Raw genomic sequence first — 12010 nt, forward strand, 5'->3', positions numbered from 1 at the left:
GCTCGACACCGACGCCGCCGCTCTGTAGGCCGCTCCCATCACCGAGCGCGCTCGCTGACGCTCGCGCTCGGTGATGCCCATCAACCAGGCGGAGCGCTCGTCCATCAACCAGCCTGCCTCGCAACACTTGCGAAAGCGCACAACGAAGTCGAAGCCCACCTTCCATTCTCGCCAGCACATGCCGTCCCACCCGTCGGTGCTGGCCTGCTCACTCGCCCATTCTTCCGGGAGGCGGAGCGGCGCCGGGACGGGGCACGGCGAACAGTTACGTTCGCTCGCCGACCGTCGCGCGACCACGCCGCGCATCACGCGAACACCACTTGCCGCCGCGCCAGACTCGGCGATACTTCTCCGACCATGCTCCAACGGCCCTGGCCCCTTGAGCTCGTCGCGCGACAGCTGATCCGTGATGACGTCGCCGTCGAGTCGCGTCTGTCCGTGGTGGGGCTCGTTCGACTCGACGAAGTCCTGGCAGGCCGCATGGCTCGCGGTATCAAGAGGGAAGTCGCCGAGTCCTGGATCGACCTCCATCGCGCCTGGATCAACGAGCGTTTCGGGTCCGAGGACCTGGTGCCCGCCTTCACCCGGTGTTCTCGGCTACGGGCCATCTCCGAGCTGCGCATCGACTGCAACTGGCTCGGTGTCACGGGGGTCGCCGAGGTGCTTGCGTCACCGCTCCTGCATCACCTGGACGAACTCGAGCTGGCCGTCGGGCTCCACACGGTCGAGGCATACGAGCCGCTGGCTCGGCGCAAGATGACCCACTTGCGCCGCTTCGGCCTCGCGATGCCCGACGCCCAGGATGGTGACATCCCCGTGGGTGATGATCTGGCCGACCTTCTCGCTGCCGCCGGTCTCGAGCGTCTGGAGAGCCTCGCGCTCCCACGTGTCGGCATCGGCCCGGCGGGGCTGAGTCGTCTGTTCGACCTGCCCGCGTTGGCCTGCTTGGACCTCGCACGTTCCGAGATTGGCGAAGAGGGTTGCCACGCCCTGGCCCGGGCCTCGAGCCTGTCTCGCCTTCGTGGGCTCGATCTCGAGGGCTGTCTCGGATTCGACGATGCCGGCGACTCGGCCTTGCCTGGCCCCGGCTTCTCGGCGCTCATCACGTCGCCGCGCCTGGCCGTCGCTCATCTCGGTCTGGGCGACGTCCCGGGAGCCGTCGCGATCATCGCCGCCTCGGCACGCATGACGACCGTCGAGCACCTCGTTCTCTCGGAGGTCGAGGATGACGAGCTCGCGGCCCTCATCGCGTCTCCCTACCTGACCGCTCTCCGCCACCTGCGCCTACGGCGCTGCAATCTTTCGAGCACGACCCTCACCGGGTTTGGACGGTCTCAGCTCCTTGCCGCACTCGAGTCTCTGACCCTGAGCAACGACCTCACGGCGTCGCAGCAAGGCCTCGTCGCTCGGCGCCTGCCGCGCCTGCGCGAGCTCCGTCTGGAGGTCAACCACACGACCGCGGACAGCCTCGGCCGCGCCGACTTGCCCAACCTCACCGAGCTACACCTCGACTTCGACGCAACGGCCATGAGTCAGGATGAGGAGGTCGAGGAAGCCGATCTGGATGCTGTCATCGCTGCGCTCGTGAGCGCGAAGGGCATGCCGCGTCTGACAGGAGTCGTCACGTCACCTGTTTCGCCCGAACACATGGCCAAACTCGTCGGCCGCTTTGGTACGGGATTCCGGACCCAGGACTACTCGCTGACTGGCTCGGTCCGGGAGCGTTGAATCGCGACCCGGAGCCGATTCGTCAGGCGTCAGGGGCCGCCGGCTCCCTCCGCGGCGAACCGTCGCTCCGCACTCGCTTCCGCGCACCGCGGCGGGCTCGAGTCGTCCGCCACGCAGCGTCGCGCCGTGACTGAGCTTGCCCGGGTTTCGCGGACATCCCGGACTTCGTCCATCACATCTCGGGTGCCCACGGAACTGGGCTGCTCCCATGTCCGGGGGCGGAGGCAGCTCCTCCCAGGTGCCGGTCGCAGGGGACGGGTGCACGAACTCGAGGGGTATCCGCTCGCCGTGCAGACGTCGGAGGTGTTGGACGGCTTGGTGCCGGCTGGTGGGGGCTTTGGTTCAGAGGCGAGCACCGGGCCAACCAACGCGGGCCCGCTCAGGGAGAATCCGACGCGTGGGTGAGGGCCTTGCCGTTCTTGGGCGCGGTGAACCGCGCCTCCTCCCGCGTGAAGCGGGACTTCCTGATGGATGAGAAGTCGCCCTTCGTCCGGGAGAAGTCGGGGTCCATGACCACCCCGCCTCCCTTCACGAAGACGAGCAGGCACTCCATTTCAGGGACGTCCCTGGCGCCGGACCCATCAATGGCGAGCCACTTCCGGACCTCTTCCGCGCCCACGTAGGGCGTGAAGAGGTGGAAGGTGTCCCAGTCGAAGTCCGTCACCTCCGTCAGGAGGAAGTCGCCGGAGGCGGGGACGATTCAGGGCATGGCCCAGGCCATGGGCAGCGCGAAGGCCAACATCGACATCATCACCGGAACGGAGCTCCCGAGGCTCCCGGACTCCGGCAGCGGCTCCATCATCGCCATCGACCCGAGAATCTCGGACGCGTCATTCGTCGCGTTCGACGGCCTGAAGAATCCCCTGGCCACGCCGCTGTTCCTGACCATCGCCCACGAGCTCATCCACGCCCTGCACAACGCCCATGGCACGTCCCGCGGCCAGTTCCCCCTGTGTGACTACAACAACCGGGAGGAGTACGAGACCATCCGCGGGACGGACCTCTCGGAGAACACCCTGCGCGCCGAGCACCGCCTGGGCGTCCGCTTCGGACACTCGGGCGAATTCGCCCAGGACCTGCTGCGCTACCTGCGGCTGCACCCGCAGGAGGTCATCGATGAGCGGCGCGCGCTGAAGTATGGCTGAGGTGAATCGGCGACGACCCGAGGACTCCGTGGCGCGGCCCGCCGCCGCGTTGGCGCGCAGGAGGCGTCCTGGGTCCGTGCTCCTCCCTGGCATCGTGGAGGTAGGGTAGCGTGGTCTCCTTCACCTGGGAGACCGCGCATGGACGACACGAACGAGGTGGACGAGTCGCTCGGCCTCGCCGCGTACTCCACCTTCGCGGAGCGCTACTCAACGTTCGCGCTGACCAAGCCACACAACGCGCTCTACGAACGGCCGGCGACGATGGCGCTGCTGGGTGAGGTCACCGGACTGCGCGTGCTCGACGCCGGCTGTGGACCGGGCTTCTGTAGCGAGAAGCTCGCGCGCGGTGGCGCGACCGTCCACGCCTTCGACGTGACGCCGGAGATGGTCCCGCTCGCCCTCGCGCGTTGCACGGGCCTCCCGGTGGAAGTCCGGACCGGAGACCTGTCGGCGCCGCTCGACTGGCTGCCCTCGGAGTCCTTTGACCGCATCATCTGCTCGCTCGCGCTCGACTACGTGCGCCACCTGGCCCCGGTGTTCGGCGAGTTCCGCCGCGTCGCGCGGCCCGGCGCGCTGCTCGTGTTCTCCATGGGACACCCGATGCGCGACTGGAACGACGTGCGCTGTCGCGGCGACGGCACCTACTTCGACACCACGCGCTTCGGGATGTACTGGTCAGGCTTCGGCGAGCCGAAGCCCTACGTACAGGGCTATCGTCGCCCGCTCGCCGACATCCTCAACGCGCTGTCCGAGACTGGCTGGATGCTCGAGCGGGTCGTCGAACCCAAGCCTCTCGACGACATGAAGGGGGTGGACCCAAGGCTGTTCGAGGAGCTGTCACAGGCCCCCGGGTTCATCTGCATCCGTGCCCGCTGCGGGGCCTGAGCCCCGGACCCGCGACACGCGAGACCGCCACCCTCACCACGGAGCGGGCTCGCGCGAGAGCGCCGACATGGTCCTGGGCCGGGCAGACGTGTGCCTGCTGGAGATAAAGGCAGGGTCTCGCGCCGCCTTTGTTCTGGCATTGGGTGAGGGCTGTTATCCCCCTGTGTCAGGGAAGATGTCGCCTCGGCTGACGTGCCGAGCTGACCACCCGAAGGGGGCGAGTGCTGATGTAGGGGAAGGGGGAGGGAGGGGTGTCGAAGCTCAAACCGTCACAGCCAGCCAAGACAGCCAGGCTCCTGCCGCGCCCCGTCTGGATAGGAGGCAGGGCAGGGGCGCGCCCGCCTTCTACCCCAATGGCGCTCCTGTCCAAGGGGTCGGCGGACAACCCGCTCTGGTGTCTGGACCCATGAGCCCATCGTGAGCCATTGTCACGAGGCATCTGTCTTGATGCTCGCCGGTGGGGCGTCCTCCTCAAGGCAGATAGTCCGCGATGAGGCCGAGGATGGGCTGGAGCATCGGTTGGGGACCCTCGCCGGGTCCCTTCGCGACCTGGCCAATGGCCTCGATGCGCTTCGCCCTGATTGGGCTGTCTTCAGCTGAGGCCGCACCTTGGTTGGCTATGACCCCTCCGTGTTGATTGAACAGTTTGATGTTCGCGGCGCGGATTTCTTCACGCAGCCTGTGGAGAAGTGGCCTCATCGCGTCCGAGTCGTTGGCGTCCTCCAGGGCGAAGAGGGTTCTGAGTTTGCTGTCCAACTCAGTCAGGAGGTTGTCGTTGTGGGCCTTCCTGAGCCAGAGGCGTTGGACGAAGCCCTGGAGATGTCGTGAAATCGAGTGTTCTTCGGCCAGTTCCTCCGTGAACTTCACGTAGTCTTTGATGAACTTCGGGTTGTTGCAGTCCTGGATGATTTTCTTCAGGAGCTCCATCTTTCGTTGGACGGGCGAGGCAACTGCTGGCGCGGCGCCCACGGCCACAGTCGCGGCACTGGATTTGGCGGCGGCGCCTGAGTAGTCCCGGCAGTTTTGCAGGAAAGCGTTGACGGCCGGGTATTTGGTGGCGCAAGCCGACAGGAGCGCATCGAACAGCGGCTGCTTATGCACGATACCATTACCGGGATGCCAGAGTTGGTAGGCCATGGGGATGCCAGCGGAGATGGCTTCGCTGAAGGACTGGTCTCCCTCGGTGATGGTGAAGGACCGGTCTGCTGCCCGCCAGAGTTGAAGCATGTCGTCGTATGGAACCGTGCATCCTTGGTTCATGTTGATGACATGAATCACCCTCTTTCCCAGCAGGAATGTCGCATGTTGGCAGGTCTTGAGTTTGGTGATGTCGTGGTTTTTCCTGAGGTCGGGGATCAACGTGTTGTGGTCGTTGGTCCTGAGGTATTTCTCGAGGTGGTCCTGAAGATGGTTGACTGGGAGTATCACGGCTGAAGTGATTGAGTCGTCGTGGAAGACCCGGTCCAGGAGGAGGTTGAAGTGGGTGTTGTTGTGCTTGCCGGCGCCGTAGCCAAAGAAGAGTCTGGGCGGTTTGTGCGACTTGGAGCACTCTTCCAGGAGTTTCTTCAGGTCAGGCTGTGTCAGGGCCAGGTCGGACAGGGGCAGGGGCGTGCGCAGTCTCGCGTTGATCATGATCCCCATTTCATGAGCAGCCAGCCCCGAGCATCGCAATTTCGGATTGAGTATCGCGGGTTTGGCCATCGAGTACTCGATGATTGTTCCATCATGCTCTGAGTCGTTTTGCATGGCGGTTGCTATATCGACCTTGAGGGCACTGACGTTGAAGGAGGGCTTGAGCTTTGTGAAGCACGCTGACATGACGTCAAAGTCTTTATGCCCACAGTGAGGAGTGGCTCTCCAGCTTTCCTCTTCGTCCACGAGAATGGTGCTCGTCTGGAGGCAGTTGATCAGATCTCCAAGGCCCCCCGCGTCGCGTGTGTGCACGGCAATGTCCAGGTACTTGAGTCTCAGCGTGCTGGCGTAGAATCTGTCGATTTCGAGTTGAGTTCGCGCTGAATCAATCGGGTTGGATAGGACGTGTTGGGGAGGTGCGTTTGCCCCGGCCCCCGCCGCGGCCATGCCCGCCGCGGCAGCCGCGGTCGGTGCCGCTGCCGCGGCGGGAGGGGGTGCCTTGTTTGCTTTGAGTTTTGGGGGACGTTTTTGCAACTCCAGGACCACGAACTTCACGATTGCGCTGGCGGGGTAGCCAGGTTGTATGCGTTTGAGCGCCGCGCCGATTGCCTCGACTGAGGTCGACTTCTTGTCCGTGGGGAGTTGCTTGAGGACCAGCGTCACGCAGTCCTTGCATGGGTCCTGGCTTCCGTTGTTGGGGATGGTCGCCAGGGGCCTCTTGCATATCGTGCAGTTCATGTGATGCCTCCGAGTCGATGGCTCAAGTCGCTACTGCGTCAGGGTGTTCACCGCGTCGTTGTCAGAGGGGGGCGCCGTGCAGGTCGTCGCTGTCCGGCGTGGGGGCAGGGGGGCCCATATCCATGCTCGGTCCGGTGCGCTGCTGAGTCAGGCGGTGCTCTCGTTGGTGCAGGGACCGTGCCGGACGTCCTGTCGACAGGGTGGTGCCCTGAGGCGTCCGAGAGCCCGCCGGTCTCTCTCCTTCAGGATGAGGGGAGTCCTCTTCGGGCGCTGGGGGCGTCCGTCTCAGACGCATGTGCGTCCGGTGCGGACGCGGTTGGGAGTGGTTGACCGGGATGTGGGATGCGTCGAACCTTGGGCCATGCATCAGTCTGGTGACCATTGCTTCAGCTCGTTTGACCTGAGACCCGCGTGATGCCAGTCAAGCCTCTGTTGAGCGAGCCCCTGCCATGAGCGAGCCCGCCCCCCTCCGCGTCGCCCTGTTGGGCTACGGCTTCGCGGGCAAGTCCTTCCACGCTCCGCTGCTGCGCACCGTGGAGGGACTGTCATTGCGCGTGGTGGCGTCCAGCAGGCCCGAGGACGTCCATGCGGACCTGCCGGAGGTGACAGTGATTCCGTCCGCGCGCGATGCGGCCACGCACCCGGACGTGGACCTCGTCGTGGTGGCGACGCCGAACGAGACGCACGTCCCGCTCGCGCGAGCCGCGCTCCGCGCTGGCAAGCACGTCGTCGTCGACAAGCCGTTCACCCTCACCCTGGCCGAAGCACGCGCACTGGCCGCGCTTGCCCAGGAGCAGGGCAGGGTGCTCTCGGTCTTCCACAACCGGCGCTGGGACAGTGACTTCCTCGCGCTGAAAGCCCTGCTCGCGGAGGGCACCCTGGGCCGCGTCACCTACGTCGAGTCGCGGTTCGACCGCTTCCGGCCGGAGGTCCGCCAGCGCTGGCGTGAGCAGCCTGTCCCCGGGGCGGGCATCTGGTTCGACCTGGGTCCCCACCTCGTCGACCAGGTCCTTCAACTGTTCGGTCTGCCTGACAGCGTGGTGGGGATGCTCGCGGCCCATCGGGACGCCGCCGCCGTGGACGACTGGTGCCAGGTGACCCTCGTCTATCCCCAGCGTCATGTCCTCCTCCAGGCCTCGATGCTCATCGCGGGAGGTATGCCGCGCTTCGCGGTGCATGGCACTCGGGGCTCCTGGCTGAAGCACGGCATGGACTCGCAGGCGGACCGGCTCATCGCCGGCGAGCTTCCGGGGGCCGCGGACTGGGGCGAGGACGCCTCGCCTGGGCGCTTCCTCGTCGGAAGCTCTGGAGAGGCCAGGACGACGGCCACGCCCAAGGGCGACTACCGCCGCTATTACGCGGGCGTTCGCGACGCGGTGCGCGGCACGGGCCACAACCCCGTGACGCCCGTGCAGGCTATCGCCGTGGCCGCCGTGCTGGAGGCCGCGCTCCAGTCATCGCGAGAGGGCCGCGCATGCCCGCTCGACCTCACCTCGGAGGAACGAAGCGCCTTCTCCGATGTTTGTGATTTGACGGGCAGTTGATGGGGCCTCGGCACGAACCTGTTAGGTGAGTTGCTCCTGCAATCCCGTGGGACATGCACCGAAGAGGTTCGTGAATGAGGAACGCGCTCGTGGTGGCTTCGACCGTGGTGGTCTCGATGGTCGCCTGTGGTGGAACGCCTGGAGACGAGGCCCGAGAGGTCGCGGCGCAGGGCTCGTGGACGGAAGTGGAGCGAGGCGTCTGGGAGCGGCCGAGGGTGGGTGGTGGCCGTGAGCGCATCGGCTTTGGCGTCGAGGGCCTCGAGTATGTGCTGCGGAAGACGCGCGCCGAGCGGGAGTCGCTGCTCAAGCAGGCACCGCACGCCTCGGCGGCTCGGCTCGAAGTCAACGCGCGGAGCCTCCAGGACCTGGAGGCCCAGCTCCGCGAGGCTTCGGCTCCAGGCGGCTCGCTGCCGCCTCCCGTATCGCAGCCCAAGGTCTCCAGCCCACCGGGCGGCGTCGCGAGCTTCGGCCTCGACTTCTGCGGGGGCGTCTTCGAGCCCGACGTCGTCTTCAACAACGCGCCCCACATGTTGCTGGGTGAGGTCACCGCCAAGGGCCGCTGGACGGAGCCCGCGCCCTATTCGCTCTTCATCAAGACGCTGAACACGCACGTGTACGCGGAGGCCTTGGACATGGGGCCGGGCTACTACTACGAGCGATACGACCAGGAAGGCCCGTTCTCCGGCTCGTGCTGTGCGTACAAGGAGACCTACGGCGGCATCGGTCCAACCCAGATGGCGTACCTGTGGGGACGGGTCACCATCTCCAGTACGAATGGGTGCTCGGACCAGCGGTTCTACGAGGCCTCGAGTTACTGAGCGGACGCACCGGGCGCGCGAGCGTCCACTGGACAGGGGAGGGGTGTTGCCTGTTCGCCCCGACCCGTCCACCTCCTGCTACGGTGCGCGCCGGATTCCAACGCTCGCCCCCGCGAGCCGAGAGGCACATCTCCTTGAGCTCGAAGAAGCCCGGTCGCAATGACCCGTGTCCCTGTGGCAGTGGCAAGAAGTACAAGGTCTGCCACGCCGCCGAAGACCGCTCGCGCGCCGCGCCTCCCTCCGCTGTTTCCAGTCCGCTCGAAGAGGACTTCCGCGCCGCGATGGAGCTGCTCAAGAATCCGGACGTCGGCGACCTGTCCGCCGCGCTGGACCGGGTGGCCCGCCTGCTCGCGGAGTGGGGCCCCGTGCCCGGCCTGCGCTTCGACACCGAGTCCTTCGACAAGCACGTGGGCGAGGCCCTCGCGCGCATCTCCGAGGACGAAGTCCTGGACGCGGCCAGCGCGCGCCGGGAGCTGCTGGTGAGCACGGTGAAGGCCCTCGCGACCAGGTCCTTCCTGGAGAAGCTGACGGCCACGCTGCACGGCCGCGCCGGAGAGCCGGGACGTTCCTCGGAGGACCGGCGGGCCCTTCGCGCGGCCAGCCTGCTCGCCGCCGCGTCGAAGCGGGTGGGCAAGACGCGCATGGAGGACAACCCCGTCCTCGACCTCGTGTTCGACGTCCAGTTCCGCGAGTGGAGCACCCACCACAAGGAGTGGATGGCGAAGTACGAGGCACTGGCCAACGGGATGGATGACGCCTCGCTGTCGGAAGAGGCGCGCAAGGCGCTCCAGCAGGCCCGTGAGGGCGACGTGGATGCGCTGGTGGACTACGTGAAGGAAGACCCGGGGCTCGCCGAGCGCATCGCTCGCGAAGCGAAGGAGCGCGCCACCCGGGTCGAGCTGAAGATGCGCGAGCCGTCCACTCCGCCCGTGTTCGCTCCCGAGGAGGAGTTGTGGCTCACCTGTGTCCTCTGGGAGCCGATGCAGGCCCTGAAGGGACTGCCCCAGGATGCCGAGCCGCCGGTGCGTCGCGAGGCGGTGACGGCGCTCCTGCGCGGCGTGAAGGGCGCGCTCGACGAGGAGTTCCTCACGGGGATGTTGGGGCGCATGCGTGAGAGGGCCCAGGATGCCTCGGTCGATGAGGCCCTGCGTGCCTGGTACGCGGACGCGGCCATCGCCTTCGAGGCCGAGCCCGCGCGCATGTCCCTGGCCGCGCTGCTCACCGCGCGGCAGGAGGCGATGGGGCGCTCGGCGGAGGAGATGGTGGCGCTCGCCGACCTCAAGGCCCTCACCACCTGGACGCCGGAGAGCTTCGAGCCCTATCGAGAGCTCCTGCTCCAGATGGGGCTGCCCTCGGCGGCCGAACGCATCCGCCGGTGTCAGGACTGGCTCCGCACCCATCCCGTGGAGCTGCGCGCCGCTCCAGTGGAGTGACACACGCATCCACCGAGCATGGTGACGGCGAGGAGGCCGTCACCATGCCTCGCCAACCCACCTCACGACGTCGACTTGCTGTCTCCCGGGGCCGGCGACGTATCCGCCGCCAGCACGGCGACACGACGAGACGCCTTGAGCAACTCGTCAGAGAGCGCCGTGCCCGCGGTCGCCTTGGCCAACGTCAGCGCGCCGACACACAGCGCGTACGTCGCCAGGGCCCGCTCCCTCGCACTGGCGCGCTCATCCGAGGGCAGGTGTTTGGTGAACGCCTCCGCCGTCAGGTTCAGCTCGTGCGCCAGCGCTTCCTTCAGGTCGGACTCCCCGCGCACCACGTCGGACAGCACGGCGGGCAGCGGGCAGACGGGAACCTCCGCGTCGCGGTGGGCCCGCGAGAGATAGCGGCGCACCAGGTGGCTCAGCCACTCCTCGCCTCGCAGGTCCTCCAGCCCCTGCGGCCAGTCCACTCGCTGACGGCTCATGATGCGCTGGAGCGCCTCGATGAGCAGCGCCTGCTTCGAACCGAAGTGCGCATAGAAGCCGCCCACCGTGAGGCCCGCGGCGCGCATCACCGTGTCCACGCTCGTCCCCAGGAAGCCCTTCTGGCGGAACAACCCTCCCGCCGCTTCCAGGATTCGCTCGTGCGTGGACTGCTTCTGTTCCGGGGGATGGGGCATCGGAATCTCACCTCGCTGTACACCATTATACACGTCATCGCGTCGTCCGCCGCCCCTTGACGGGGACCGCCCGCCTGCCCGCCGCCTTCGCATTGCGACCATATTATGTGCGTAATATGGTTGCTTCACAGGGGTCGGGCGTGGAGCCACCCCGCGAATGGAGGGCTCGTCGATGGATGCCTACATCTTGGATGCGGTCCGTACTCCCCGTGCCCGGGCCAGGCCCGGCAAGGGCGCGCTCAGCGGCCTGCACCCGCAGGAGCTGCTGGCCCAGACGCTGAAGCAGCTTCCGCTGCGCACGGGCGTGGACGTCTCGGATATCGATGACGTGGTGGTGGGCGTCGTGTCGCAAATCGAGGCGCAGGGCGCGAACATCGCGCGCAACGCGGTGCTCGCCGCGGGGTGGCCCATCAGCATCCCGGGCTTCAGCCTCAATCGCTTCTGCGGCTCGGGCCTCCAGTCCCTGTCGCTGGCGGCCATGGGCGTGGCGTCCGGAGCCCAGCAGCTCGTCGTCGCGGGCGGCGTCGAGCAGATGAGCCGCTATGGCCTCAACGCGGACGGTGGCGGAACGGATGGTGGCAACGTCGACCTGCGTCGGCGCTTCTTCCAGGTGCCGCAGGGCATCTCCGCCGACCTCATCGCGACGCTGGAGGGCTTCACGCGGCAGGAACTGGATGCCTTCGGTCTGCGCTCGCAGCAGCTCGCCGTGCAAGCCCAGGCGGAGGGGCGCTTCCAGCGCGGCCTGTTCCCCGTGAAGCACCCCCAGACGGGCGAGGTGCTGCTCGCGGTGGATGACCACCCCCGAGCGGAGACGACGGCGGAGAAGCTGGCCGCGCTCGCTCCGGCCTTCACCCAGCTCGGCGCTCGGGCTGAAGGGCCTGAAGGCGAGACGCTGGATGAGCTGGCGCTGCGGGCCTATCCCCGCGCGGGCGCCGTGCGCCATCTGCACACGGCGGGCACGGCCAGTGGTATCGCGGACGGCGCGGGCGCCATCCTCGTGGCGTCGAAGGACTACGTGCGCGCGCATGGCTTGACGCCGAGGGCGCGCGTGCGAGCCGTCTCCGCCGTGGGAAGTGACCCTGTCCTCATGCTGACGGGGCCTGCGCTCGCGGCGCGCAAGGCGCTGGACGCCGCGGGGCTCAAGGCTCGCGACATCGACCTCTGGGAGATCAACGAGGCGTTCGCGGCGGTGGTGCTACAGACGGCGCGGGCGCTGGAGATTGATTTGAATCAGGTCAATGTCAACGGCGGCGCCATCGCCCTGGGCCACCCGCTGGGAGCGACGGGGAGCATTCTCGTGGGGACGGCCCTGGATGAGCTCGAGCGACGGGGGAAATCGCTGGCGCTTGTAACGCTTTGCACCAGTGGCGGGCAGGCGGTGGCGGCGATCATCGAGCGCGGCTGAGCCGA

The 12010-nt window shown here is 67.2% G+C and carries 11 protein-coding genes; 7 read left to right on the forward strand and 4 right to left on the reverse strand.

Annotated features, from left to right (window positions below; translation table 11 throughout):
• The coding region (locus G4D83_RS00005) for a hypothetical protein (RefSeq protein WP_163861048.1) at window positions 1-180 on the reverse strand (180 nt) is incomplete at its 3' end.
• A 177-nt stretch (window positions 181-357) separates the two neighbouring features.
• Between G4D83_RS00005 and G4D83_RS00010 the strand changes: the two genes are divergently transcribed.
• Complete coding sequence (locus G4D83_RS00010; RefSeq protein ID WP_163861050.1) at window positions 358-1728, forward strand: leucine-rich repeat domain-containing protein; 1371 nt, start codon at window positions 358-360, stop codon at window positions 1726-1728.
• A gap of 379 nt (window positions 1729-2107) precedes the next feature.
• On the opposite strand, the gene G4D83_RS00015 is transcribed toward G4D83_RS00010, so the two are convergent.
• Window positions 2108-2392: a hypothetical protein gene (locus G4D83_RS00015; RefSeq protein ID WP_163861052.1), complete on the reverse strand. Its 285-nt coding sequence runs from the start codon at window positions 2390-2392 to the stop codon at window positions 2108-2110.
• Between G4D83_RS00015 and G4D83_RS00020 the strand changes: the two genes are divergently transcribed.
• Both G4D83_RS00020 and G4D83_RS00025 read left to right on the forward strand, forming a co-directional pair.
• Complete coding sequence (locus G4D83_RS00020; RefSeq protein ID WP_163861054.1) at window positions 2370-2873, forward strand: type III secretion system effector protein; 504 nt, start codon at window positions 2370-2372, stop codon at window positions 2871-2873. The genes G4D83_RS00015 and G4D83_RS00020 overlap by 23 nt on opposite strands.
• Window positions 2874-3011: 138 nt before the next feature.
• Window positions 3012-3758 (forward strand): class I SAM-dependent methyltransferase, encoded by a 747-nt coding sequence (locus G4D83_RS00025; RefSeq protein WP_163861056.1) that lies wholly within the window; start codon window positions 3012-3014, stop codon window positions 3756-3758.
• A 471-nt stretch (window positions 3759-4229) separates the two neighbouring features.
• Here G4D83_RS00025 and G4D83_RS00030 read toward each other — a convergent pair whose 3' ends face one another.
• Window positions 4230-6053 carry a hypothetical protein gene (locus G4D83_RS00030; RefSeq protein ID WP_163861058.1) on the reverse strand — a complete coding sequence of 608 codons (1824 nt, stop codon included), beginning with the start codon at window positions 6051-6053 and terminating at the stop codon, window positions 4230-4232.
• 524 nt (window positions 6054-6577) lie between these two features.
• Between G4D83_RS00030 and G4D83_RS00035 the strand changes: the two genes are divergently transcribed.
• The 3 genes from G4D83_RS00035 to G4D83_RS00045 all read left to right on the forward strand — a co-directional run bounded on the left by G4D83_RS00035 (window position 6578) and on the right by G4D83_RS00045 (window position 9923).
• On the forward strand, window positions 6578-7672 hold the full coding sequence (locus tag G4D83_RS00035) for an oxidoreductase (RefSeq protein ID WP_163861060.1): 1095 nt from the start codon (window positions 6578-6580) through the stop codon (window positions 7670-7672).
• Between the two features lie 74 nt (window positions 7673-7746).
• The gene (locus tag G4D83_RS00040; RefSeq protein ID WP_163861062.1) at window positions 7747-8490 is read left to right on the forward strand and encodes a hypothetical protein; all 744 of its coding nucleotides are present in this window, start codon (window positions 7747-7749) and stop codon (window positions 8488-8490) included.
• Between the two features lie 134 nt (window positions 8491-8624).
• Complete coding sequence (locus tag G4D83_RS00045) at window positions 8625-9923, forward strand: YecA family protein (RefSeq protein WP_163861064.1); 1299 nt, start codon at window positions 8625-8627, stop codon at window positions 9921-9923.
• Window positions 9924-9985: 62 nt separating this feature from the next.
• On the opposite strand, the gene G4D83_RS00050 is transcribed toward G4D83_RS00045, so the two are convergent.
• A complete protein-coding gene (locus G4D83_RS00050) occupies window positions 9986-10600 on the reverse strand; it encodes a TetR/AcrR family transcriptional regulator (protein WP_163861066.1) in 615 nt (204 codons plus the stop codon).
• A gap of 172 nt (window positions 10601-10772) precedes the next feature.
• On the opposite strand from G4D83_RS00050, the gene G4D83_RS00055 reads away from it, so the two are divergent.
• On the forward strand, window positions 10773-12005 hold the full coding sequence (locus G4D83_RS00055) for an acetyl-CoA C-acyltransferase (protein ID WP_163861068.1): 1233 nt from the start codon (window positions 10773-10775) through the stop codon (window positions 12003-12005).
• The last annotated feature ends 5 nt before the right edge of the window (window positions 12006-12010 follow it).

Origin of the sequence: Myxococcus eversor, from assembly GCF_010894455.1 — a bacterium.
GTDB classification, from domain to species: domain Bacteria; phylum Myxococcota; class Myxococcia; order Myxococcales; family Myxococcaceae; genus Myxococcus; species Myxococcus eversor.